At 37.7% G+C, this 26,867-nt stretch carries 20 protein-coding genes and 2 pseudogenes; 6 read left to right on the top strand and 16 right to left on the bottom strand.

Going from position 1 to position 26,867, the window contains the following annotated elements:
* Positions 1-296: 296 nt before the first annotated feature.
* The 3 genes from ACQKN4_RS23060 to ACQKN4_RS23050 all read right to left on the bottom strand — a co-directional run bounded on the left by ACQKN4_RS23060 (position 297) and on the right by ACQKN4_RS23050 (position 3,325).
* Positions 297-1,667, bottom strand: coding sequence for a flagellin (locus ACQKN4_RS23060; protein WP_427484918.1), 1,371 nt, complete (start codon positions 1,665-1,667; stop codon positions 297-299).
* Between the two features lie 425 nt (positions 1,668-2,092).
* The gene (locus ACQKN4_RS23055) at positions 2,093-2,560 is read right to left on the bottom strand and encodes a threonine/serine exporter family protein (RefSeq protein ID WP_079563965.1); all 468 of its coding nucleotides are present in this window, start codon (positions 2,558-2,560) and stop codon (positions 2,093-2,095) included.
* 12 nt (positions 2,561-2,572) lie between these two features.
* A complete protein-coding gene (locus tag ACQKN4_RS23050) occupies positions 2,573-3,325 on the bottom strand; it encodes a threonine/serine exporter family protein (protein WP_079563968.1) in 753 nt (250 codons plus the stop codon).
* Between the two features lie 260 nt (positions 3,326-3,585).
* Here ACQKN4_RS23050 and ACQKN4_RS23045 point away from each other — a divergent pair, with 260 nt between their 5' ends.
* A complete protein-coding gene (locus ACQKN4_RS23045) occupies positions 3,586-4,992 on the top strand; it encodes a polysaccharide deacetylase family protein (RefSeq protein WP_079563970.1) in 1,407 nt (468 codons plus the stop codon).
* A 289-nt stretch (positions 4,993-5,281) separates the two neighbouring features.
* On the opposite strand, the gene ACQKN4_RS23040 is transcribed toward ACQKN4_RS23045, so the two are convergent.
* The 6 genes and pseudogenes from ACQKN4_RS23040 to ACQKN4_RS23015 all read right to left on the bottom strand — a co-directional run bounded on the left by ACQKN4_RS23040 (position 5,282) and on the right by ACQKN4_RS23015 (position 14,868).
* The gene (locus ACQKN4_RS23040; RefSeq protein WP_427484917.1) at positions 5,282-7,375 is read right to left on the bottom strand and encodes a beta-propeller domain-containing protein; all 2,094 of its coding nucleotides are present in this window, start codon (positions 7,373-7,375) and stop codon (positions 5,282-5,284) included.
* Positions 7,376-7,508: 133 nt separating this feature from the next.
* Positions 7,509-7,841, bottom strand: a pseudogene (locus tag ACQKN4_RS23035) (PPC domain-containing protein); the annotation flags it as partial.
* A gap of 12 nt (positions 7,842-7,853) precedes the next feature.
* Positions 7,854-10,739: pseudogene (locus tag ACQKN4_RS23030) on the bottom strand (collagenase); the annotation flags it as partial.
* 253 nt (positions 10,740-10,992) lie between these two features.
* Positions 10,993-12,186: an acyl-CoA dehydrogenase family protein gene (locus ACQKN4_RS23025; RefSeq protein ID WP_427484916.1), complete on the bottom strand. Its 1,194-nt coding sequence runs from the start codon at positions 12,184-12,186 to the stop codon at positions 10,993-10,995.
* A gap of 10 nt (positions 12,187-12,196) precedes the next feature.
* On the bottom strand, positions 12,197-13,369 hold the full coding sequence (locus ACQKN4_RS23020; protein WP_079563980.1) for a saccharopine dehydrogenase family protein: 1,173 nt from the start codon (positions 13,367-13,369) through the stop codon (positions 12,197-12,199).
* 26 nt (positions 13,370-13,395) lie between these two features.
* Entirely contained in the window at positions 13,396-14,868 is a 1,473-nt protein-coding gene (locus tag ACQKN4_RS23015; RefSeq protein ID WP_427484919.1) for an aldehyde dehydrogenase family protein, read from the bottom strand.
* A gap of 416 nt (positions 14,869-15,284) precedes the next feature.
* Between ACQKN4_RS23015 and ACQKN4_RS23010 the strand changes: the two genes are divergently transcribed.
* From ACQKN4_RS23010 to ACQKN4_RS22995, 4 genes are all read left to right on the top strand, one after another.
* Positions 15,285-16,085: a TIGR00266 family protein gene (locus tag ACQKN4_RS23010; protein WP_427484915.1), complete on the top strand. Its 801-nt coding sequence runs from the start codon at positions 15,285-15,287 to the stop codon at positions 16,083-16,085.
* A gap of 451 nt (positions 16,086-16,536) precedes the next feature.
* Positions 16,537-16,725, top strand: a complete 189-nt coding sequence (locus ACQKN4_RS23005) for a helix-turn-helix domain-containing protein (protein ID WP_427484914.1) — start codon at positions 16,537-16,539, stop codon at positions 16,723-16,725.
* A 953-nt stretch (positions 16,726-17,678) separates the two neighbouring features.
* The gene (locus tag ACQKN4_RS23000) at positions 17,679-18,182 is read left to right on the top strand and encodes a hypothetical protein (RefSeq protein ID WP_427484913.1); all 504 of its coding nucleotides are present in this window, start codon (positions 17,679-17,681) and stop codon (positions 18,180-18,182) included.
* A gap of 16 nt (positions 18,183-18,198) precedes the next feature.
* Positions 18,199-18,600: a carboxymuconolactone decarboxylase family protein gene (locus tag ACQKN4_RS22995; RefSeq protein ID WP_427484912.1), complete on the top strand. Its 402-nt coding sequence runs from the start codon at positions 18,199-18,201 to the stop codon at positions 18,598-18,600.
* 169 nt (positions 18,601-18,769) lie between these two features.
* Here the strand turns inward: ACQKN4_RS22995 and ACQKN4_RS22990 are convergent, their stop codons facing one another.
* The 7 genes from ACQKN4_RS22990 to ACQKN4_RS22960 all read right to left on the bottom strand — a co-directional run bounded on the left by ACQKN4_RS22990 (position 18,770) and on the right by ACQKN4_RS22960 (position 24,928).
* Positions 18,770-18,898, bottom strand: a complete 129-nt coding sequence (locus ACQKN4_RS22990) for a hypothetical protein (protein WP_427484911.1) — start codon at positions 18,896-18,898, stop codon at positions 18,770-18,772.
* 85 nt (positions 18,899-18,983) lie between these two features.
* Complete coding sequence (locus ACQKN4_RS22985; protein WP_427484910.1) at positions 18,984-19,400, bottom strand: hypothetical protein; 417 nt, start codon at positions 19,398-19,400, stop codon at positions 18,984-18,986.
* A 300-nt stretch (positions 19,401-19,700) separates the two neighbouring features.
* Positions 19,701-20,663 (bottom strand): 2-hydroxyacid dehydrogenase, encoded by a 963-nt coding sequence (locus tag ACQKN4_RS22980; protein ID WP_079563987.1) that lies wholly within the window; start codon positions 20,661-20,663, stop codon positions 19,701-19,703.
* 351 nt (positions 20,664-21,014) lie between these two features.
* Complete coding sequence (locus ACQKN4_RS22975; protein ID WP_139377003.1) at positions 21,015-21,203, bottom strand: hypothetical protein; 189 nt, start codon at positions 21,201-21,203, stop codon at positions 21,015-21,017.
* A 177-nt stretch (positions 21,204-21,380) separates the two neighbouring features.
* Entirely contained in the window at positions 21,381-22,673 is a 1,293-nt protein-coding gene (locus ACQKN4_RS22970) for a globin-coupled sensor protein (protein ID WP_079563992.1), read from the bottom strand.
* 237 nt (positions 22,674-22,910) lie between these two features.
* Positions 22,911-23,744 carry an undecaprenyl-diphosphate phosphatase gene (locus ACQKN4_RS22965; protein ID WP_079563994.1) on the bottom strand — a complete coding sequence of 278 codons (834 nt, stop codon included), beginning with the start codon at positions 23,742-23,744 and terminating at the stop codon, positions 22,911-22,913.
* 104 nt (positions 23,745-23,848) lie between these two features.
* Positions 23,849-24,928: a metallophosphoesterase gene (locus tag ACQKN4_RS22960; protein WP_079563997.1), complete on the bottom strand. Its 1,080-nt coding sequence runs from the start codon at positions 24,926-24,928 to the stop codon at positions 23,849-23,851.
* A gap of 279 nt (positions 24,929-25,207) precedes the next feature.
* Here ACQKN4_RS22960 and ACQKN4_RS22955 point away from each other — a divergent pair, with 279 nt between their 5' ends.
* A complete protein-coding gene (locus ACQKN4_RS22955; RefSeq protein ID WP_427484909.1) occupies positions 25,208-26,356 on the top strand; it encodes an acyl-CoA dehydrogenase family protein in 1,149 nt (382 codons plus the stop codon).
* Positions 26,357-26,867 lie beyond the last annotated feature (511 nt).

The following is a 26,867-nucleotide window of genomic DNA, read 5'->3' as shown; positions in this document are numbered from 1 at the left end:
ATATTTAGTATAACGAGATTTTTTTGTGAAATGAACAAAAAACCCCGAATAGGGTCACTTTTTAAAGTGTCCACTATTCGGGGTTCAGTTCATATCTGGCATCTGTGGCGGACAAAGAACATAAGGATCGTCCTGTACATTTTATAATTGGTTAAATGGGCGTGAGGATCTTCTGCAATCAATAAATAGTAGGCTTAATGTAGGAAATTGGCTGGAATGGTAGAGTGAAGAATAACGGATATATTGTACGGAAATAAGAAAAAGACCACCTTTATGTGGTCTTAATTTAAAGTAACTTATTGAAGTAGTTGTAAAATATTTTCCGATTGTTTATTTGATTGAGCGAGCATTGCTTGGGCAGCTTGTAATAAAATATTATTTTTCGTGAATATTATCATACCTTTAGCCATATCAATATCGCGGATACGTGATTCAGCAGATTGAAGATTTTCAGATGTATTGGTAACTGAATTATAAGCGTGTTCAAGTTTGTTTTGTTGTGCCCCTAGACTAGAACGTACACTGGAAACAATATTGATAGCACCGTCGAAACTACTAATACTACTTTGAGCCAATGAGCTATCCAAAACTGAAACACCATTAATACCTATGGCCCGTGAACGAATATCAGGTATTATTAATTCTGTTGTCTGACCAGAATTGGCTCCTATTTGAAGCTTTAAACCGTTATTTGTAGGATCTGGATCTGTTGGATCTGTTGGATCTGTTGGATCTGTTGGATCTGTTGGATCTGTTGGGTCTGTAGGGTCTGTAGGATCTGTAGGATCTGTATGGTCTGTATGGTCTATAGGTCGATTTTCTCCTGCTGTTAATTGAATAAGCCCTTCAACACAACCAACAGTGGTTCCAGGAGGTAGTGTTCTATGACGCAGATCAATTGTCACACCGTTATATGAAAATATTAAACTAGGATTATCTTTTGTAATAAACTTAGTATACTCATTTCCACCTGGGGGACGAGTCAGAATAGACATACTTTTCAGAACTCCATTAACATACTCAGCAGTTATTACGATGTCTGTAAAATAACCATTCGCAGGGTCATCAATAACCTTCTCGCCTTCATTAAGCTTAATTTTATTTTTCTCATTAGGGTTTTCGAGACTATTGAAATTAATCCAACCATCTTCTACTGTATACGTGCCTCCATTAACAGTTAATGATGAGGTTGGTGAAGGTGGTGAAGGTGGTGAAGGTGGTGAAGTTGACGAAAGTGATGAAGTATTTAGTGAACCATTAAGTAATTTTTTAGTATTAAATTCCGTATTATTACTAATAGATGTAATTTCTTTTTTAATCTCTTCTAATTCCATTTGGATCATTGCTCTATCACTATCTGTATTGGTGTCATTCGATGCTTGCACACTTAACTCTCTTCCGCGTTGAAGAAGTGAATGCACTTCATTTAAAGCCCCTTCAGCTGTTTGTATTAATGAAATACCATCCTGAATATTTTTTCCGGCCATATTTAAACCACGAATTTGCCCACGCATTTTTTCAGAGATTGCCAGTCCAGCTACATCATCTCCTGCATGATTGATTTTATATCCAGAAGATAGTTTCTCTAATACACTATCAGCCTTTTTCTTATGTTGTGTTAATCTGTTGTTTATATTTAGGGATGAAATGTTATGTCTTACTCTCACAAATATCTACTCCTTTCGAAATCTCCTTTTCATCATATTGAAAAAATAACAAAGGGTAGCTACCTGCAAATGAATAATATTTGTTATTTTCTACAGTTATTAACACTAGCAATCCTCTCAAAAAGATACAAATCAACTTTTGCTGGTTTTTGAACATATGTTGATATTCACTTTTCTTGAAATTTCTCGCTAAGTTATGTATGCGCTTCATATTCTACTCATTTTTTAACGGCAAAAGAAAAAGGAATCTGCTTGTTCCTGCACCTTGTAAGGGTACGCAAATTCCTGATATAGCCTACAAAATATGAGCTTACTAGCTCGGGAGCGACAACGACAATGTTTTCTCTGTACAACAATTAAAGGAGGCTACGTTTAAAACGTAACCTCCTTTATATTGTTCAATCTATTGCTTTGGCTGTGGAGCCTTATTTCTTATAGACCTTCTTGAATGTCGCCTTACTAGTTCGGACAGAACGGAAAATAAGCTGTATCAGTACCTCTGCAAATACAAGTCCTATAACGATGGCACCTGTAATTAAAAATGCCTTAAACCCATACTGTAGCCCTTGTATATAATCAGCTTCTACAACATTTCTCATTGCATTGTAAGCCATGCCTCCCGGAACTAGTGGGATAATCCCACCAACAATAAAAATAATCATCGGCATTTTGAAGCGTCGTGCATACAAATGGGCAACGATTGCAATGACGAAAGAGCTAAAGAACGAGGCATATACGATATCCATGCCATGCTCTGTTAGGATGAAGTAAATCATCCAGCCTACTACCCCAACAAAACCACAATAAATGAGGTTTTTTCTCGGTACATTAAAAATAACTCCGATACCCGCCGTCGCAAAAAAGCTAAGAATCAACTGTATGAAATAGTCCAAGTCGCATTCCTCCTAAAACGATAGAGTGACGGCAATAGCTGCACCGATTGCAAAAGCTGTTAAAAAGGCCTCTACGCCCTTCGCCATCCCTGAAATAAAATGACCTGCTATTAAATCCCGAACTGCATTCGTAATCAAAATACCTGGTACTAGTGGCATAACAGAACTAATAACAATTTTATCTATTTCCGTACCATGGCCATACTTCACTGAAAAGACAGCAATCGTTCCTACTACTAATGAAGCTGTAAATTCTGAGAAAAATTTCACTTTTGTTAAGTCATTTATCAATAAAAGCACTAGGAAGCCTAACCCCCCTGCCAAACAAGCAAAAAGGAAATCAGACCACCCTCCCTTAAACATTATAAGGAAACAACCACTCGCAAGAGCCGCTGATATGACTTGAATATATGTGGGTAAAAAATAATTTGTTTTTTGTATCGACTTTAGCTCGTCATAAGCGTCTTCTAATGTTATCATGTGAGATGTGAGTCTCCGAGATACTGAATTTACCAAGGCTATTTTTTGTAAATCTGTTACCCTGTTGGAAATTGATGAAATTCTCGTTGGCTGTGTCTTGCCTAATGAAAAGATGATCCCTGTGGGTGTGGCATAACATTGCGCATCTAGCATATTTTGAGAATGTGCCATACGTAGCATTGTATCCTCCACACGGTATGTTTCTGCACCACTTTCAATCATAATTCGCCCCGCAAGCAATAAGCAGTCAATCGTAAGTTCATTATCCACTTCATGTAAAACCATTACAGTTAACTACCTCCTTTAAAAGGTTCCTTGCCAATAGTATCGAACTGCAAATAAAAACTCAACTAAAATTTCAACTTTTAACACAAAAGTATTTTAGCTTTCATATGATGAAAATGATAAGCTAATGAGTCATTTATTCATGAGGATTGTTTCCCACAAATTAATAGCAAAACTTCGTAGATTCGTATAACTTTTTCAATGACTAACACGTCTGATTGTATAGAAAAATAAATACGGAAAGGAGCGTCTCCCTCAAAATGCCGGAACGCAGAAAAAAACGCGGGCCAATGATTGATTTCCTATTAATCGGCCTCATCATTTCATTAACAACTATTATTTTAGTCATTATCCTATCAAAGGATGACTTTAAGTTTCAAAAAATCAGTGCCTCAAAAGAGACAGATACAAATTCAATAACGAGTAACCTATCCACTGAAAGCTCTGCGTTTCCAGGTATACGTATTGTAACCGATGTTTCTAATGATAAGCGAACACCTTTTGCTATTCACTATCCAGAAACAGATAATAAAGCTTTTAATGATGCTGTACTAAAGTACATAACGGATTCAAAAGAAAACTATCTGTCATCTATGAAAAAAAATAAAGATAAAGAGGCAATGGGTGAGCTGAATATTAGTTTGGAAACTTTCCCATACCAGAAGCACTACTATTCCTTTGTGCTAACAAAAACGTTGTATACAGGTGGAGCCAATCCTGATATTTCAACAAAAACATTCTTTATCAATCATGAAACTGGTAAATTAATTTCCATTGAAACATTGTTAAATAACGATGAAAACAACTTATCGGCATTAGCTACTTATGTACGTAAGGACTTACAACAAAATCCTAAGTTAAAGGAAGACCTTTTCAAGGATGATGTCATCAAGTCAACTGAACCGAAGTGGTCTAACTTCCATCGCTTTGCTATCGTTGATAGTTCGTTACAATTCTATTTTGATGAGTATGAGATTGCTAGCGGAGTAGCTGGTCCACAAACTGTGAAGCTTCCCCTTTCACTTATCAATCCATTGTTAGCTTCTGAATTCCAGATTGCTATGGAAAAACCGACGAAGCCAGTTAACGTAGGTGATCCAAACCAAAAACGCATTGCCTTAACTTTTGATGATGGTCCACATCCAAAAGTTACCGAACAGATTTTAAATACGCTCGATAAATATAACGCAAAAGCTACCTTCTTTATGCTTGGTAGTCGAGTACAATATTACCCTGACATCGCAAGAGATGTACTTGCAAGAGGACATGAAATCGGTAATCATTCATGGGACCATCCTGTATTAACAAAACTGCCACTGGAGCAGGCAGTGAATCAATACACATCTACATTTGCGGAGATTGAAAAAGCCATTAATCACAAGCCAACTGTATTTAGACCACCGTATGGCGCAACAAATGATACGATTAATGCCCAAATTCCAATTCCTGTTGTTTTATGGTCAATCGATACATTAGACTGGAAGCATCGCAATGCGCAACAGCTCCTACCTAATGTTAAAAATAATATACACAATAACGCCATTGTCTTAATGCATGATATTCATCAATCGACTGCCGACGGTCTTGATGCTGTACTTGCTTATTTACAAGGGCAAGGCTATGAATTCGTGACAGTATCAGAAATTCTTCCATATCGTCAAAAATAATTAAAGAAAAAGTCCAATGAACTCAAGGTTTATTGGACTTTTTTGTGTTAATTTATTTCAATGAGTTAAAGTGTCACGCACAGTCTTGTGTGTGACACCTTTTTGCCCTTCTGAAGGCGGATGTCGATAAAATTCAGAAGTTGGGCGATAATCCCCGAAAATGTCCCGATCAAACTAAAATCAACCCCTCGCTTTGCAAAAGAGCCTAACTTTATTTAATACACCGACGTGTTTTTCAACAACATGAAAAGTCCAATAAACTCACCTTAAGTTCATTGGACTCTTTTCGTTATTTAATTGTTAATGTATCAAGTGGTTTGAAGTCTTTTAGTTGATAACTCTTTACTTCGTTGCGAGCTACTGTGTAAAGCGCGTCATCTATATAGACTACTCGCTGTACAAGCTGCTCCCAGTTTTCATACTGATCGCCCTTACTTTTATTAATGATATTTCCTTTTAGAACGATGCCTTTCTCTGCAGTGATTTCATAGATTTGTGCGCCTTGACCTTTGTAGACAATTTCATCGCCCTTTCCTGCATCATATAGGATAACTGGGAAACCAAAGTAATTGTATTCCTTGTTGCGGAATAACGCTTTAGGATTGTATTGAACATCGGAGTACGAGCCTTTACCACCGATTTTTACGGTTGACTGTTCCTTTGGATGTTTGAAATCTGACACATCAAATAGTGACATTTTCATGTTTGTTGTCACCGTAAAATTACGCTTCGTATAGGCATCATAGCGTTGCTCCGTATCATAGCCGATGCCGATTAAATGTGTATCGTCTAATGGATGTAAATAGTTACTAAAGCCTGGAATCTTTAGCTCCCCTAGCACAGTTGGCTTTTTCGGGTTTGCTACATCAATCACAAACAGTGGATCCACTTGCTTGAATGTTACTACATATGCTTTTTCGCCCATAAAGCGTGCAGAATACACTTTTTCACCAGGAGCTAAATCTTTTACAGCACCGAGCTGCTGCAATTTATTATCTAAAATAAATAGGTGATTTTTTGATATTTGTTGTTCATCCCATGCATTTCCTTCCGTTGTAACGATGCGGAAATTACCTTTATATTCATCCATTGAGTATTGATTTAACACAGATCCTTTTACTTCCGTAGTACCTACAAAATTCATGTCAGTTCCATCAACATTCCATTTAAAAACTTGTGTATTCGTTGTTCTTGGCATCCAGATTCTATCCATCATGATGCCAGCAGCAGGCACTATATTTCCGTCATAAATAGGTGTTGTTAAATAAAGTGCATTCTCCGACATATAAAGTCCACTACTGCCACCTAAGTATCCTTTCGTATTCGCCGTTTTCTGAGCACCATTTTTTAAGTCCACCGCTGTCATTAAGCTATATGTTCCATCCATTGTATTTGGTAAAATAGAAATTTTCTCTAGAGGTAAACTTTTATATTCTTTTCCTTCTACACTATCATATGTTTTCGGTTTTAAGTCTGGCGCTTTTTTCTCTCTAAGCATCCAATAATTCGGATGCATATTACCGATTAAATATAATGTGTCATTTGTAATTCGAATATCTTGTAAATACCCCTCTTGCCCCACTTCACGTATTAGCTTTGGATTTTTTGGATTTGAAATATCATATAAAGAAGCTTTCGTCATGCTCGTGCCCATTTTTTCTAAATATTCATCGCTAATTGCTATTAATAAATGGTCGTATACTGCTAGCTTCGAAATATATTGGGTTTCCTTCATCTTGATCGTTGTTGCTAGCTTTAAATTTTTCGGATCTTTAGCATCCACTACAGTAATGTTCTGATCTTTTACAGCGTAAATATAGCCATCTTTGACAACGACTATATCACCCTCCTCCACGCCTTCGACTTGATTATTCGTCGTTGAGGAGTCCTTTGCACTTGCTTTGTCCTCGCGACTCGCCATTTCTGTGTTTGCTTCTTCACGCACCTCTCTTTGTGCATTAGTTATAAGTGTTTCAAAATATTGTTGTAACTCTTTTTCTGATTTGACGGCTTCCAGCTTTTCAATGATGGTGAATGCTATTTCTTGCGATGTTGTTTTCGGACCACCTAGTACAAACGCTTCTTTCTTCACATGTAATTTATAGCTACCAGGTACCAAATCTCTAATGAGAACTGTCTTGTTATCATCTGTTAATGCGACAGTGGCTGTTACCTTTTGATTTTTGCTATTTGTTACGTAAACATTGTCTTCCGTTATTTTGCTTGCCTTTAGTGCCTTCGTAAAGGATACTTGCCAGCTATGAGTTGTCTTACTCTCATTTGTAGTCTGTGCCTCCACTTTCGGGGTCGACATGAGCGTAAAAATTCCTGGCAAAATAGCTAGTACGATGATGATTAGCAATGCTAGCCACTTATTTTTCATTATTTTTCCTACCTTTCATAAAGTTGTTTATTATTTAGACTACTTAAGAGCAAAAGAGTTACATTATTCCGAAATTTTCCTCAGTAAAAAAACGAGAGGACGTGAATCCCTCTCGTTTTCAAATTAGCTTCTACTATTGTACTGTTACTGAATACGCACCATTTTCATTATCAAATTTGTAAATGTATAAATAATATTTGCCTGGTTTCGCATTATATTTACCTTTTATATTATTTCCATCTTCCTGTCCATATGCTACGTAATTTCGCATATCAGACTCATGACAAAGCACCCATGTCATGCCAATTTGATTTTCATTCAGGACAGAAATATCGATTTCTTTTGGAGACGTAACATCGAATGTGTATACATCCGTATGATCATCATCCATCAAGCTACCTTTTAAGGGCTTATTAAATGGAATCATATTCGCTTCTTCTGGACGATTATTTGGTTCTAGCTCTGTTTGTGCACTATTTTGTACATTTACTGTATATGTCCCGTTTTCATTATCAACTTTATAAATATATAGATGATACTTCCCTGGTTCCGCATGAAGTTTACCTTTTATACTATTTCCATCTTCCTGTCCATATGCTACATAATTTTGCTTATCAGACTCATGATAAAGCACCCATGTCATGCCAATTTGATTTTCATTTAAAACAGAAATATCGATTTCTTCTGCAGATGTAACATCGAATGTGTATACATCCGTATCATCATCACCAACCAAATCACCTTTTAGGGGCGTATTAAATGGAATGGTCTTCGCTTCTTCTGAATGAGGTTTCTCTGTTTGTACGCCTTTTCGTACAGATACAATTGTACGATCTTTACTTTCTATTCCCTTATCATTTTTCACTGTTAATGTCACATTATATGTGCCTTCTTTTTCGTATACATGAGTAGGGTTTGCCTCATCACTTGTTTTGCCATCGCCAAAATTCCAAAGGTAAGAAACGATTTTACCATCCTTATCTTTTGAACCATCGCTCTTGAACTGAATTTCTTCATTTTCGACTCCAGCATATGGACCATTGATATTTGCAATAGGCGCTTGATGATCTCCTTCATCCGTCGCAACGCCGTGGAAAACAATATCATATTCAAATTGGTTTGCTGCATTCACACGGTAGTTGACGAAATACGCAGTCACTGTTTTATAGCCGCTCCACTCTTTTTGCGACAGCTGCTCCAGCACTTGGTTCACTTGCTTACTCATCGTTTTCCAATCGTTAGATTCACCTTGTGTTTCACTACCTACATACGTACCTTCGAGTGTAAATGTATTAAAGAATTGAGACTTATGTTTTGTCATTTTTACATCTTTTACGTTAGCAACTTCGGCAATTTCTTGCTCCACTTCAGTTAACGCTTTTGGTGTATGTTCCACTAAATAATCTTCTGCTACTTGTGGCACCTCGTATTTTTCTTGATTATCAATCAATTGCTGCATATACGCTTGGTATTCCGTATTCAGTTGTGAATCTTTACTTAAAGAATCACGATACGCATCATAATTTGTCACATCGTTCGCACGAATTAAATCTTGAATTCTATCAAATGTCTCAAATTGATGAGTATACATATAGGACTGCAGCGCAAACGAATAGTTATAAAAATCCCATGATCCATATTTTGCAAACAATGTCTGTTTAGCTGTATAACGTTGTGATGGGTCATCTGATAATCCACTAATAATACTGTTACGTGGAACAACATCATTTGTACGCGTTGATCCTGCAAAGAATTCTGCATTTCCTTCTTGGAACCAAGTTAGTCGTTCATTTTGATACATATCACCTGTCCCGAATAAACCAGGAACCTCGTATCTTCCTTGTAAATAATGTGTGAATTCATGACGGAACAACTCTTCTAAACTATAAATACTTTGCTCCGGCGTACGTTCATATGTAAAGAACGTACCCTTCTCTTCAATATAAATACCACCATTATTTGTTTCATAGCCGTACAATTGACGGTTTAAGCGATATTGATCTGGAGAGTCATAAATGACAACTGTTAATACATCATCAGCATTGCCTGGCTCTAATGCTTTATCATTCCCAATGACACGGTGATATTGTGCTTTTACTTCTTTTGCAGCCCAGTATAATCTTTGAATTTTGTCATCTGTTACATTAGCTCCCGTCTTAAAGACAATCGAGCCGTTATCAAATGTATATGTTTTCGGTAAATACTGCTTCTTGCCCTCTTCACGCATTTTCTCTAAATCTACTTCATTTCCACTAGAGTCTTTTCCACCATAATTTGTAGTAAGTTGCTCTACTGCTACAAAATAAGCTTCACTTAAATATGGATACATATGCATTGCTTGTGTAACAACTTCTAAACCTATATCCGGATTACTATGGAATATCCCTAAACGCCCTGCATAATAAATACCATTATTAATTAACCAACTATTGTTATCTGTCACCTTATGTAAAAGCGCAATGTTATTCACTTCATTGATGAAACTATCAATCTTGCCATACCACATCGTCGTATTCGCTTCTTTACCTGTCTGATGCAAGTACGACTGTAAATCATAATCAATTCCATGTATTAAATCATAGATTGCTTGCCCTTTTAAAGAATCGCTTTCATATGTAGAGATATTTTCCTTATACTGTTTTAAAATCTTCGTAGCATACTGAACTGTTTCTGCATCACTAGAGGCATTACCGATTAATTTCCCATAAGCAGATACCACTTTATCTTGCTCATCTGTACCAAGTTTAAAGTTCGGATTTTTAGCCATCTCCTTTAATGCTGGTAAACACTGATCTTGGAAACTTCTCTCGTTTAAATAACCTAGTTCCTTATTATAAAATCCTAAATAAAAAGCAGAACGTAATACCTCAACAAATGTTTCAATACCTTTTGAATCATCTTTCGTAAAAGAACGTCCTCTTTTCCCCAATTCGTCGATGATTACCTGCATGCGCTCTTTATTTTGATAAAAAGCTTTTGTTTCCTCATTGAATTGGAATAGGTCTGTAATTTGATACCAACGAATATTTCCTAGCGTATCAATTAACTCACTATCGCTCATTTTATTAAGCTCTGCCGTCGAGTACTGTTCCTGCAATTGCTTCGTTTCAGCAAGCTTTATAGTTGGAGCTGGGTGTTCCGAAAAATCGCCAATTTCCAAACGTTTTTCAAATGACAATGTTTCATCAGCCGTTGTAGAATGTGTAACTTCATCATTCGAAGTCACTATGCCGGCAGGCTTCATTTGTAATACATTATAAGGCGTTTTTTCTGCTGCTGATGCTTCTGCTTGTAACGCTCCGAACGACAGTGCCATTGTACTTACTCCAAGTAACACTTGATTGAGTTTTAATTTTTTCTTCATAAAAAATCCTCCTATGGTACTACATCTATAATTCGGTAATACGTTGATTATTTAGAACTATATCACCTTTTTAAAAATACCATATTATGTGAGCAAAGCAACATTAAATGTTATATTATAACAATATTTTCTAGTATAATTTGAACGTTAAGACACAATTGAAGCATAAAAATAGGTACAATTGTAACTAAATGGAATATCTTGTTTGAACATAAAAAAAGAACCCTAAATTCGGATTCTTTTTTTAAAACGCTTACTCTTCAAATGGCCATTTCGGTAGCATTTTTGCTAATGGCTTATCTTGGCGGGTTCCTAATACATAGTCCGCCTGCATAATTGTATGAATCTCCCGCGTGCCTTCATAAATAACGGGTGCTTTCGAATTACGCAAATAACGGGCAACTGGATATTCATCCGAATAACCATATGCTCCATAAATTTGCACTGCATCATCTGCAGCTTTATTGGCAAAATCACAAGCCTGCCACTTTGCTAATGATGTCTCTCGCGTATTACGTACACCTTTGTTTTTTAATTCTCCAACACGATAGACAAGCAAGCGGCTCATTTGATAGCCAGCTTCCATTTTGGCAATCATTTGCCCTACTAGCTGGTGCTCACCAATAGGCTTTCCAAATGTTTCGCGTTCATGACAGTATTTCACACTCGCCTCGAGACACGCTTGAATGAGACCAACAGCGCCAGCAGCTACGGTAAAACGACCATTATCTAACGCGGACATTGCAATTTTAAAGCCTTCTCCTTCTTCTCCTAGACGATTCTCTACAGGTATACGTAGATTGTCAAAAAAGAGCTCACCCGTGTTACCAGCACGAATACCGTATTTACCTTTAATCGCCTTCGACGTAAAGCCCGCCATAGAACGCTCTACGATAAATGCACTAATGCCATGATGCTTCTTCGATTTATCCGTATAAGCAAAAACGATAAAATGGTCAGCTATATCACATAAGGAAATCCATGTTTTCTGCCCATTTAATACGTAAAAGTCTCCATCTCTTATAGCGGTCGTAGACATAGCAGCTACATCTGATCCCGCTCCAGGCTCTGTTAAACCGAACGCTCCAATCCGAACACCTTTCGCCTGCGGAACAAGATATCGCTGTTTTTGAACCTCTGTTCCCCATTGCATTAAGGTCATACTATTCAGGCCTGTATGAACGGAAACAGCTGTACGAAATGCTGTATCTCCACGTTCAAGCTCTTCACAAACAATGGCGAGTGCATTGTAATCCATACCACTGCCACCGTATTGTTCTGGGACACAAACGCCCATTAAGCCAAGCTCAGCTAGTCTTGACCAAATCTTCGGATCGAAGCAACCTTCAGCATCCCACTTCGCAATATGTGGAAGTATTTCATCATCCACAAACTTCCGTACTGTTTTACGTAACATTTCCTGCTCAGTGGTAAATTCGAAATTCATGACCGAGCACCTACCATTTCACGATCATTGCAGACGTATGAGACGTTTCCTTAATAACTACACCACGTTTAGCCATTTCTTCAATATAAATGTCGCCCGGAACAATTGATTCAGGTGCAAATACACCGCGCTCTGTAATTTTATTTTCTCCAATCATTTGAGCAACGACAGAGATTGTATTGGCTGTTGAGCGAGCCATAGCTGTTTCATTAATCGACATATCTTTAGTTACAACCATTTCGTACTCATACGTCACTTGTTGCTGTGCCTTTTCACCCGCTACAATAACACGCAATAGCACAGCATCTGGTTTTGAACCAAGCTCAAGTTTCTTTTTAAGTGCCTCACGAACAACTGGACGTACAGAAACCTCCTGATTTTCTACCTCTACCTTATTACTAGCATCGAGGAATCCTAAATCAGCTAGTAGCTTAAATTTCTCTGCATGTCCTTTATAACGAATTGTTTTATATTCTAATGTTTGGACATTTGGGAATGTCTTATCCAACGTCGATATACCGCCAGATGTATAAAATGCCTCAAGCACACCAAAATCTTTGAAATAAATAGGTTCAACGCCTGATAATGACGGAACTTCTTGAAGTTTACCTTTTAGAATCACTTTTGATGGCTCTGTATAATGATCAAAGACACCATCTAAAGAAAATACGCGTGTATAGTGAAGAGGTGGCTTCGGCTCTGTAGGAATACCGCCTACAAATAGTTTAATAGATTCTACCTCATCTAATTTCGAAGCACCGTAGCCCGCTAAAATGTTGACCATACCCGGAGCAACACCCAAATCCGGAATAATAGTTACACCTTTTGCTTTTGCCTCTTCGTCGAGATTTAATATTTTTTCTGTGACACCGCCAATATGACCACCTAAATCCACAGAATGAACACCCGCCGCGATAGCTGCTCTTGCTACACGCTCATTAAAGGCATAAAATAATGCATTAACGACTACATCACCTTTTGAAATAACCTCCATTAACGAGTCATCGCGCTCTGCATGAAGCTCTACAACCTCAATTTTATCTGTATTTAACGAATCTACAAAGTCCTGTGCTATTTTCACGTCAATATCCCCTAAAAATACACACTCCACTTTGCTATTTTTTATTAAATCACGAGCTACCTCTTTACCCATTAAACCTGCACCTAATACAACAACTTTCATCAAGAACATCCCCTTTCATTGATCTGTTATTCTGTATCGATTTGTGCTCTTTGTAATTTCCCGCTATAGTCTACATAAATACTTTTCCACTCTGTATAGACATCCAAGGCAGCTACACCCGAGTCGCGGTGACCATTCCCCGTACCCTTTGTCCCACCAAATGGCAAATGAATTTCAGCACCTGTTGTGCCAGCATTCACATAAACAATACCTGTATCTAAATCTCGTTGTGCGCGGAAAATCGTATTCACATCTTGTGAAAAAATTGAACTGGATAAGCCAAATTTTACGCCATTGTTTACTTCGATTGCTTCATCTAAACTTGCTACTTCAATAAGAGAAACGACCGGGCCAAAGATTTCTTCCTGTGCAATAATCATGTCAGGTTTCACATTGGTAAATAGTGTAGGCTCATAATAAAACCCTTTGTCATAAGGAGGCTCAGCTAAAATTCTACCTCCAGCTAACAACGTCGCCCCTTCCTGTTTGCCTATTTGCACATAGTGATTAATCTTTTCCAATGCAGCTTTGTTAATGACAGGTCCGATTTTCACACTTTCATCTAGACCGTCACCAATTGTTAGCTTATGCATTTCGTCTAATAGGCGTTTTTCTAGTTCCTCTCTTACATCTTTATGCACGATCACGCGACTACATGCTGTACATCTTTGACCAGCAGTTCCAAATGCACTCCATAGGATTCCTTCAGTCGCAAGCTGTAAATCGGCATCATCCATCACGATGACTGCATTTTTCCCGCCCATCTCTAATGAAATTTTCTTCAGGTGTTTACCACCCAACTCCGCTACTTTACTCCCTGTTGTTGTAGAGCCAGTAAATGAAATGACCTTAACGTCTGGATGTTCAATTAATGCTGTTCCAACTGTTGGCCCTGTACCGAAGACGATGTTTGCTACTCCATCAGGTAAGCCAACCTCTTCAAAAATTTTACCCATTTCATACGCCATCATCGGTGTTTCATTCGACGGCTTCCAAATGAACGTATTGCCAGCAACAATTGCCGGGAACGACTTCCAAGTGGCAATCGCTACAGGGAAATTCCACGGAGTTATTAAAGCTACAACGCCAATAGGTGCCCGTACACTCATGGCAAATTTATTGGCTAGCTCAGACGGTGTTGTCTCCCCAAATAACCTTCGCCCTTCACCAGCCATATAATAGGCCATATCGATCCCTTCCTGTACTTCACCTCTAGCTTCTTCAATAACCTTTCCCATCTCTTTTGTTAAAACGGTCGCTAAATGTTCCTTCTTCTCTTTCATTTTTTGACCGATGGCATATAAATAGTCAGCACGTTTAGGCGCAGGTACTAATGCCCAGCTTTTTTGTGCCTGTTTTGCAACCGCTACCGCTTCATCTACCTCACTTGCCGTAGAACGCGGAATCGTAGCTAGCTGCTCCCCATTTGCAGGATTGGTCACTACTATACTTTGTAAATGGGAAGTTGTTGCCCATTTACCACCGATATAGTTTTTCATTTCCACTACAAACACCCCCTGAAGTATCTATGTTGCCTCTATATCATCGTTACCAGTCGCATTGCTTTTAGATAGCTGTCATCTATTAATCTCTATGCAGAATCAAATATGTCAAAATTCCGAATTTTTAATATATAACAATCTATCAAGCATGCTTTTGATAAAATAATATTGGTGACAATCACCAGAGATTTTATTTCCTTTTAGCTAAGTTACAGATGAAAATCTTATGTGATCACTGAAAAAACAATCACAAATTTTCAGCTAAACGAAAATAAAAAATACTCATACTAGTTTTTTATATTCGACATTTTCTAGCTTATTCCTTTTTTTTCTTAAATAATTAATTATTCATTGAAACTTACATAACATATAATCGTATATAATACTAAATTGAATTTTGGAGGAATCCCATTATGAATAATCACGAAATTGACTACAAATTACATGGCGACGATATGCAATATGTGCAAGTTGAGCTTGACCCGCAAGAAACAGTAGTAGCTGAAGCTGGTGCTTTAATGATGATGGATGATGCTATCCATATGGAAACAATCTTTGGCGATGGTTCAAAAGGAAGCCAAGATAGTGGTCTTATGGGTAAATTATTTGGAGCTGGAAAACGCCTAATTACTGGTGAAAGTTTATTTATGACGACATTTACGAACGTTGGTTCAGGTAAACGTCACGTCTATTTTGCTTCTCCTTACCCAGGTAAGATTATTCCAATGGATTTAAGTCAATTAAACGGGAAAATTATTTGTCAAAAAGATGCTTTTTTAGCTGCTGCAAAAGGAGTTTCAGTAGGCGTTGAATTCCAAAAGAAAATCGGCGTTGGCTTCTTCGGTGGTGAAGGCTTCATTATGCAAAAACTTGAAGGAGACGGCATGGCATTTGTTCATGCAGGCGGCGCTATTCATGAAAAGGTGTTACAGCATGGCGAAGTATTGCGTGTTGATACAGGCTGTTTAGTAGCCATGACATCTGATGTACAATACGATATCGAGATGGTTGGAGGCGTAAAAACTGCATTGTTCGGTGGTGAAGGTATCTTCTTCGCTACTTTAAAGGGGCCAGGTAAAGTATGGATTCAATCCTTACCATTTAGCCGATTAGCAAGCCGCGTCTTCGCTGCTGCACCAATTTCCCAAGGCGGTGGCGGTCAATCTAAAGGCGAAGGTGGCATCGGCGGTTTATTTGATATGTTTAATAAATAATAGACGCTATTTAAGAAACCAATCAGCATTCGCGTATAATTTTTATGCAGTGAAGGCTATGGCTACTCACCTTAAATTGAAGTGGTTGATTGGAGTGGAGACTGAGCGACTCCTCGGTGATTAGCAATAGAGGAACGGAAATCACCCCCTCGTTTTGCAAAGAGCCATACTTAATCAACAAGAAAGGAGCACATCTCCTCTGTAAAATTAAAGACAAGTGAATGTATTATAAAACAGTAATATCAAGAGGTTGTCTTTAATGTCACACATTATATTAAATAATTAGTACATCACTTATATATAGTGGTGTGCTTTTTTGTTTGTTAGACCTCTAAATGAACTTATTCACTACCACAACTAACCTGCGTAAGGAAATATTCACAGTAATTAAACGTTGCGATAAAATAGAACGCACGTTCCTAAAACTTGCATTCTGTTTGGAGGCAATAACTTGAAAGAATATAAAGTAAAAGAAGTGGCGGACTTATTAGGTAAACACGAAGAAACTATTAAACGTTGGATACGGTCAGGTAAATTCCCTAACGCTTATAGAAATAGTGATAAAGAAGGTTGGAGAGTTATTGAATCTGATTTATTGAAACTTAATAAAGTGTTCCAGTTAGTGAGGTTGAACAGATAGATACTATAAAACCAGAAGTCGATGAAACAGAGTTAGTGAAATTGGCGTATCAAGCAGTTACTCTCACTTTCCCTACTGATGAAATGTTATCAACCCTGTCTGTCGTGGGGATAAAACGGACCTTGGAAATATTATTGATAATGCAGCAGGCACCATCGAAAGTGAAGGATCCTGGTGGGTTCATCAAAAAAGCAATACGTGAAAATTCAAGTCCGATTTCAACTCCTATCGAAGACATCAGGCAAACGAGAGTATGACCTATCACGAAAATGTTTAAAAACCCCGTTATAAATAACAACTGAGAACCTTCTATCCCTGTTAATAACGGGCTGAAAGCAGTTTAAAATCCATAAAGTAAGGTGGTTAAATATGTGTGATGAATATTATTACCAATATTGCCCAAAAGGAAAAGAAAGCCGTTATGAATTATTGGTTTTTAATAAAAACGGACCTTTTCTGCCTTTAACAGACTATTATCACGATTGTATAGGGAGAAATGCCAAAAGTACGGCTAATGGCTATTTGAACAACCTTATTCCCTTCTTTAATTGGTTGGACAAGTATAGTAACTATTAAGGTAAAAGGGTTCAATGGGGTGACAATCCTGAAGTCATACGAGTAGCTGTGGAAGATTACCTGATGAATAATATGCATTGTAAAGTTAGAGAAAAAGATACCTTTCGATTCGTTAACAAAACAAACAAAAGCATCAAAACGGTTAGTCGTTTTCTTTCAGCATTAAAATCTTTCTATAAATCTCTGATTAGATTAAAAAAATACAAGTATTCTAATCCTATGATAGATTCTTCTGCCGTTTTAAATGAACTTAAAAACGATAGTGTAAGGAAGAACAAGCCCCGTATGCCCTCAGAATTGAAACCGCGAATAGACGTAGTTCAACTTTTTCGGACGAAAACAATCATTACTTCATAGAATTCATCAAGGCCGAACGATTGAACGATGATGACGAAGCTGAAGGGCTATGGTTTTTAGAATTAATCGAAAATGATATTATTGGTAGTCAAATATTTAATAATATTTCTGAAGAGAAAATCCAACGAAAACTTGAACTACTTAATTCATGGGGCTATGGAAATGAAGGTGAGTTACCTATTCCGTTTTATGGTAATCATAAAGGAATCCTTGGACAAAGCGCTTATATCACTAGGAACAAAGATAAAGCTGAAGGTCTTTTATTCGACGTAGAGCCATTTTATACAGCTGCAACCTTCGGTTTACTGGGAATTGATATTTGTACATCTACCGGTGCGAGACTAAATGAATTGTTGCAAATCAACTATACAAAAGAATGTTTAGAGTCCATTAAAGTTAATGAAGATATTAAACATTCCTTTTATGCTATTCCTAAAGGTCGTGACAAAGAAGAACCGTATTTCATCACTACTGAAACTATGAAAATTCTTGCTAAGGTCCGCAAAATGAGTTGCCTACTATGATGTTGCACCGGATGGTATGAAAATTATGATGGACATGGAGAAATACACTAAGAAATCTACAATTAATCGGGCAACTAGAGAACTTATAAAAATTAGAGTCTCTCAAATTAATGGATGTGCTTTCTGCATTGACACACATACTTCCGATGCTCGTAAGATGGGTGAAACCGAACAGCGTATTTATTGTTTAAGTGCTTGGAATGAATGTACTTTTTATACACTTGAAGAAAAAGTTGCTCTAGAATTATCTGAACATATAACTTTAATTCCTACTAAAAGAGTTCCGGATGACCTATATGATCGGGTCCGTGAATACTATGATGAGCAACAGTATGTTGACCTTGTTCTAATCATCAATCAGATTAACAGTTGGAATAGAATTTCTATTGCAATGGGGAATACAGCAACTGAAAAATAAAAACATATAAACGAACATCTCACGGTGTTCGTTTTTTCCTTCCTTCCTTTGTTTCGCAATTTCTTTCGATATGTATTACAAAAATCTTTTTTCACTAACACTTGATAATGGTCTTTAATTGCTTCAAATGTTTCCGAAGAAACTGAACTAATCACATTTTCTTTACTTATTACTTGTGGTTCTTTTCTATCTTGTCACCGTATATTTCAACGACTACGTTATGCTGATAAACAGCTTGTACTTTCCCTAAAACTAAGCCGTTATTTATACAAACTAAACAATTTGAACCTAAAATCATTTTAAATTTCCTCCTTTCGTTACTGTACAATATCTTTCACTCTTTGCTCTTCAATTAACGCACCCGTTACTTTAAATACAGTTTTTCACAAACTCTTTAACCAATCTTCGTAGTGATTCAATTGTTCATTGATAGTGACAAACTTTAAATCTTCATCACAATTAAATATATCAACCAAATTCTCCATTTTGGCTTGCCTTCCCAAATGCAGCTTGTAGGCTAACCGTCCAACTCCCATTGAAAGCGTCATTGGAGACGGATAAACATTCAATGCTGCACCGTTACACTGGATTTGGATGTTCTTTTGTTCAAAGTAATGTCGAAGTTGTTCTAATGCCTCAAAGTAGTTTTCACTTTTAAAACTGATAACCTCATCGGTTAGCTTCATCTTTAACAATACAAAATCCTCGTCATCTGGAGCTTCTTCGTATATTTCCAGCAGTTCTTCTGTAAACTTGCCTTCTTTCCACAGAAGTTTGACGATTTTCTCCTCAAAACCCATATACAACACTCTCTTCTTATAATTCCTTCTTGCCTACTCCTTTATTTCAACAAAAGAGGGCACTCTTCCTTCTTCAAGTAACCTGCCCCGTTAGTTGAATAGCAACAATCTTTTAGAAAACAACCTATATCTTTGGTGAAAAAAGGATAGATAGAGCGAATTTATTTAAGCTCTTCTATCCTCTAAATTTCTATACATATAATGTGTGACATTAAATAAGAATTCACTATTTAAAGTAGTTTCAGCTTATAACTTGACTTTTAATAAAAACAATTAGATGTGCTCCTTTCTTCATTATCATCAATCTATTCGATTCGAAGGAGTTTGGCCCTGCCCGTAAGCAGTAAGTGCTTTAACGTTCAGCATCAGCATAGCCGTTCTAGTTTGGAGCGAGGCACTACCGATATGCGGGAGTGCTACAACATTAGGAAGCGTCAACAATGGATGATCCAACGCAATAGGCTCTTGCTCAAAAACATCTAGCCCTGCAGCCCACAGCTTACCACTTTTTAATGTGTCATAAAGTGCGTTCTCATCGATAATGCCACCACGTGACGCATTAATTAATACCGCATCATCCTTCATTAAAGCAAGTTCCTCTGCCCCAATAAGTCCTACTGTATCATCGTTAAAAGGTGTCATAATCACAACAAAATCCGATTGTTTTAAAAGATCCTCTAACGATACATATTGAAAGCCGTACATTTCCTCTGCCTCATGGCGACGTCTACGATTGTTGTATAAAATTTTCATATCAAAACCTTTTGCGCGTCTTGCAACAGCTTGACCAATACGTCCCATTCCAATAATTCCTATAGTGGACCCTGAAACATCTTTGCCTACTAATTGCATCGGATACCAGCTTTTCCATTTACCCTCACGCAAATATCGATCGCTTTCTGGAATTCTACGAGCCGTTGCAAGCAATAATCCCATCACAAAATCAGCCGTCGTATTTGTTAAAACTCCTGGCGTATTTGTCGCCATTATTCCGCGCTTACGCAAAGCTTTAATATCAATGTTATTAAATCCAACTGCTAAATTTGTCACAAGCTTTAAATGTGGTGCGTGTACTAATAGCTCTTCATCGACTTGATCAGCAAGCGTTACCCACAGTGCTTCACAATCTGCGACAGCTGCCAATAGTTTTTCCCGCGGTATAACAATTTCCTCCTCCTCCCATTGTTTAATATCATAAAACTCTTCCAATGGTTCAACTATATGTGGCGGAAACTTACGTGTAATAAATAATTTCTTTTTCATATTTCGAACACCTCTCTACTCAATTCGCCTATAGCGTAACACTTAGAACGCTCATTTTCTAGGGATTTCTTATTTTTGCATTTATGACACTATTCCTTTTTTATCACTTCCCAAACTTCATCCGCCTATTTTGTGTTTTGTCCTTCTGAAAAGTGATTTTGTCTTATTATTTATGAAAAATAAAACTAGGCCTATCAATTATGGATAGCATATTATTTAAAAGGTTTGTTCATGAGCTAAGTTGATAGCGCCCAGTGAACAGAAACTCGCTATGGTAATAGGCCATACAAGTGATTTCTAATGAATTGGTTAGGGATAACATTTTGTTAAACGTATGCCATGCAAATAGGTTTATTGGAGTGGAGGATGGGCGACTCCTCGGGGATCAGCGATAGAGGCACGAAGGCTAAAAGCATCATGTCCTGTGATAACACATCCGTGACCAACATCATGCTGTTGCTGTCGCTGCGCTTTCGCATAAACAAAACCAAAACCCTCTGCTGCCGCTACGTTAGCACTACGCTTTCGCGCAAAAAACATCTGTTGGTCCGAGACCCTGGAGCAAGCATCGCGAGTGAAGCGGCTCATCGGACACCCCCAGGAAGCTTTGCTCTGTGCGAAAGCGAAGCGGCAGCAACAAAGCGCCTATCCGGAACGGAAATCACCCCTTCACTATGCTAATAAATAAAAAACTATGCACAGTTTTATGCATAGTCGTTAAAATTCTCTAATTGTTGTATCTAAACGATTGGCAACTTGTTTTAATTCCTCGGATGATTCTCCAATGGTTTCTATAATTTCCGCCAATTCTGTTATTTTTAGTCCGACGTTTTGGAAGTTTGAGATTGAACCGTTTACTGAACCAGATATGGCATCAAACGCTTTTAAAGAATCCGAGTTTTGCTCAATACTATCGTTCACCAGCTCTTGGATCTCATGAATAGCTTGAACAACATGTTTTGTAATACCATTCGACATCGTAATAAGGTCCCCAATTTGTTCAACTGAACTTTTCGTCTGGTCTGCAAGCTTACGAACTTCACTCGCCACGACAGCAAAGCCTTTTCCGTGCTCCCCTGCACGTGCAGCCTCAATAGCTGAATTTAACGCAAGTAAATTTGTTTGATCAGAAATCCTTTTCACTATTTCAATAACAGCATTAATTTTAGAGGAAGAGTGATTTAATCGCTCCACCATAGCCGACATTTCAACTGTTTTATGATGAATCTCCCCTGTTTGCTCATTGATTTGGACTATTTTTGAATAACCTTCAGACGATACCTTTTGCATTGTTTTTGCCTCGTCGATACTGTCCTTCAAGTATTCATTCACTTCCTTAGCGTTATCAACAAGTTCGGTCACTGTTTCATTCGTGCTATGAGATTGAGTATCTAGCTGCGTAGATATCCCACCTATAACTTCCTTCACATGTACTCGAACGCTATCCTGTTGCTGTTCCATTAATGTCTTAGCATAATGATCATATTCCTCTAGGACAATCTGTTGTTCAAAGCTACATATTTTACTAATCGCTTCGCAAAACTTTTCTTCTTCTTCCCTCGTTAATTGAAGCGTATATACAATCTTTCTTAACAATTTTTCAAGATTTTGAAAGGCTGCTAAATACCACTTGGGATACAGGTTAATCTTTACATGCATTTTTGCGACCCGTCTTCTCTTCTCCAAAAATGCATCATCTATACGCCCTTCGAACATTTCTATAATATGGAGGCGTAATGTTTGGCGTAAACGCTCACTAGAACTGTACTTTTCAATAACTTCACATAAGTCTGGCACACTTTCAATTGCCTGATAAAATGCGGCTACCACCTCTGCGACATTTCGTTCAACATATGGCTTTAAACTTTTAATTAATTGCAAATCTTCATTCGTCAGATTTACTAGATTTAACTGTTGTAAACGTTCCTGATCTTGAATAATAACGCCTATACTTGATTCGTCACTAATCTCAATTGTATTTTTCTTAGGTTTACTTCCAATATGAAACAAGTTCTACACCCCATCGCACCTATGTATATTCTACTAAAAACAAATAATTCTAAAATTAATTATACTGTCTATACAACTGAAATGACAATAAATAGGTAGAAAATATCTATTTTTGTAAAAAGCATTAATCTACCAACCTTACAAACAATACTTAATAACCATACCATTTTTCTTAGAACAGAATAAAATCGCTAAAAAAAAGCCACTCCTTCTTTAATAGAAGAGTGACTTTATACATTACATAAAGATAATAACAGCTAGTACAGCAGCTAATACTAAACGATAAATAGCAAATGGCATTAATTTCACTTTTGAAATAAGCGCTAAGAAGAATTTAATAGATAGTAACGCAAAGATAAATGAGCTAATGAAGCCCACTACATAGAATCCTAAATAATCCATAGATAGCGTATCCCAGTTTTTCAGTACAGATACTAGACTAGCACCAGCCATAATCGGTACTGCCATAATGAAAGTAAAGTCTGCCGCCACGCGGTGACTCATTCCAAATAGAACACCACCCGATATTGTTGCACCCGAACGAGAGAACCCTGGCCAAAGTGATAAACATTGTACTAACCCTACTTTAAATGCTAAACCATAAGAAATTTTATCTAAAGAATCAACGCTTGGTTTTTTCGTTGCAAATTTATCTGCAATAATCATTAAAATTGCCCCAGCTACTAAAGCATAAATAACATGCTCCACTTTAAATAAATGATCATCGATAAAATCTTTCGCCGCAAAGCCAATTATAGTCGCTGGCAACATACCCACAATAACATGTGCTAAATTGAAGTGACCTTTCACTGAGTTCGATTGGCCTTCAATTTTATAAAGTCCCACTAAATTTAACATTCGTTTCCACATAACAACGATAACGGCTAAAATAGAGCCTAGCTGTACAACGATTTTAAATGTATTGGCGGGATACATCCCTAAAAACTCCTCTGTCTTTAACCACATATCGTCCACAATAATCATATGACCTGTCGACGACACTGGTGCAAACTCTGTCATACCCTCGACAAAGCCTAAAATAAGCGCCTTTAATAATTCAATGATATCCACATTGTCACCTTACCTTTTGTTAATTAAATACAAACATATTATAAAATACACTATGAGCTCATTGCCATAACGTGGGTTTGATTTCTGAGTGTCCAGTTCACCTTTTAACGAAAGTTTATATCCACAACCCATAGTTCAGAGCGGCTACCTAGTCGCATTGGAGGACCCCAAAAGCCAAAACCTGATGAAACAAGTGTATGCATTTTCTCCCTCAACTTATAACCATAATCAAGCTCAAATACACTAGCAGTAATATACTGATTGGGCCATAGTTGACCCTTATGTGTATGACCTGACATATGGAAGTCTACGCCTAGTTTTGCAGGCGTATTTAAATCATTCGGGGTATGATTCATGACAAACCAAGGTAAATCATCAGTTGTCTTCAATGCATCTAATTGCTTTCTATCTTTGTTTGTAATATCTTCTTGACCCGTTAATACTAACACATTATCGATTCTAATAGTTTCATCACACAAAATTTTTACATTTGCGTTTTCCATCTCTTCAATAAACTCAGGGATTTTCTTGCCATAATACTCGTGATTGCCAAGTACACCATACACGCCATATGTAGATGATAATTGCTTCATCACATCTGCCATTCCCTCTTTAACAAACCATTTAGGATCATCATCCACAATATCTCCTGCTAAAAAGACGATATCTGGCTTTGCTTCATTCGATAAAGTTACGAAGCGCTGTAAATGACTTTTATTTGATAGAACTCCTAAATGAAAATCTGATGCAACTACAACTCTCATCGATTCTAGTTCACTACTCTTTTTATCCATCGTTATGTCTAAATGACGGACAACGGGTGAATACGCTAGATAGGTGCCCACAACCCCTAATACAAACAACATAGCAATGGCTATACTACCAACTATCTTTACACTGCTAAAGGGACTTAGCCAAATAATCAAGTGTGCTACTAAGCAAAGTAATAATCCATATTCAAAAATAAACATCCAGTAATTACTGATGATTGAAAACATTCGCAAAGACTCATGCAATCTACTAATAATAATACTAAACGCAATGATATACAGCACTAACCAATATAAAATTGGATAGCGGAACCACCCCATCGCCACAAGCCACTGTTTTAATCCCCACCCTAAGTAAAAAGTTAAACCACTATATATACTTATTAAAAGAATTCCACCAATTACTTTAGGCATATTTTAGTTCCCTACTTTCATATAGTCTTAGTTGATTATAGCATTCTCTTCTAGAAAGTAAGGGTAAAGGGGCAACTATCAGTATTGCAAGTGTACATCTTCTATATAATTTAATCGTATGATTTACATGACAATCTAATTAGGAAAGTTACAATATTGTCATCTAGGCAACCTAAAAAACTATAAATAATACACTTTAATTTTTCTGAATATTTGGGTAACATAATAGTTGCAAGAGGAAATTTATGCATGTACGAGCAAAAAAGGGGTGTTGTTCATATGACAAAATATAAATTTGAATCAACAGAGCATGAGTTATTCCGTAAAACTTTACGTAAGTTTTTAGCAGAGGAAGCCGAGCCACACTATCCACAATGGGAGAAAGATCATCTTATTCCACTTGAGTTTTGGCGTAAGCTTGGGGAAATGGGCTATTTATGCCCTCAAGTAGAAGAGCAATATGGCGGTCTCGGGCTCGATTTTAGTTTTGGCGTTATTATTCAAGAAGAGTTAGAGCGTGTAGGTTCAAGCCTTATCGGCGTTGGTCTGCATAACGATATCGTCGTGCCCTATATCGAGGCATACGGCTCCAATGAGCAAAAATCACGTTGGCTACCAAAATGCGTTACAGGCGAAAATATTACAGCCATTGCTATGACAGAGCCAGGTACAGGTTCAGATTTGGCAAACATCCAAACAACTGCCGTTCGGGATGGCGATCACTATGTCGTTAACGGACAAAAAACATTTATTACAAACGGTATTCATACAAATTTAGCAGTCGTTGCTGTAAAAACAAATCCTCAGGCAGAAAAGAAACATCGTGGCATTAGCCTCCTTGTCATTGAGGACGGGACACCAGGCTTCACGAAAGGCCGCAAACTCGAAAAAGTTGGCATGCACGCGCAGGACACAGCCGAGCTATATTTCGAGGATTGTCGCGTCCCTGTAGAAAACCTTCTTGGTGAAGAAGGTAAAGGCTTTATCTATATGATGGAAAAGCTACAGCAAGAGCGTTTAGCAGTGGCCATCGCCGCACAAACGGCCGCTGAAGACATGCTTGCTTTAACAATTGATTATGTAAAATCACGTGAAGCTTTCGGAAAATCAATTAGCGACTTCCAAAACACGCAATTCAAAATTGCCGAAATGGCAACAAAAATTGAACTCGGCAAATCCTTTTTAGAATCCTTAATAGAAGAACATATCGCAGGAAATGACGTTGTAACAAAAGTTTCAATGGCAAAATACTGGATAACGGAGAATGCACGTGAGCTCGCTGTCCAATGTATGCAGTTACATGGTGGCTACGGTTATATGGAGGAATACAAGATTGCTAGAAGATATCGAGACATTCCCGTCATGTCCATTTATGCAGGTACCAACGAAGTTATGAAAGTAATTATTGCTAAGAATTTAGGGTTATAACTGTGAAAGTGGTGTGTGTGGCTCTTCGACAGTAGAGTTGGTTCTCGTTTAGACTGGGGCGTTCCTGTGGGCGTCCGGTGAACCGCTTCGTTTTGATAATATAAAATTCTGGCGCAAATGGTGTGTAGGTTGAAAGTGTAGTGCTAGAGAATTGGCACGATTTAAAGTGAAGAGCCGAGGTGACGGATAGATGGGGCGTAACGACGGATGGATGCGCAGAAGCGACGGTACGAAAAGCCGGAGTGACGGATAGAACCGTCACATTCGTGGATAGAACACCCAAGAACGTGGATAGAATCGCCAAATTCGTGGATAGAACACCCTAAAACGTGGATAGAACCGTCAATTTCGTGGATAGCCCCACAAAGTGACGGTATGATATGCCGTAACGACGGATGTATCGGCCATATCGACGGATGTATCCGCCCCAGCGACGGAACTAAGTGCGAAGTGACGGATATAGTAGCCAAGGTCGTGAATGGTCCCGCAAATGCGACGGTATGACGGGCCT

The sequence above is a fragment of the Lysinibacillus sp. NPDC093692 genome, from assembly GCF_050280125.1.
Classification (GTDB): Bacteria; Bacillota; Bacilli; order Bacillales_A; family Planococcaceae; genus Lysinibacillus.
Note: the sequence above shows the minus strand (reverse complement) of the source record. Positions and strands in the feature narration are given on the sequence as shown.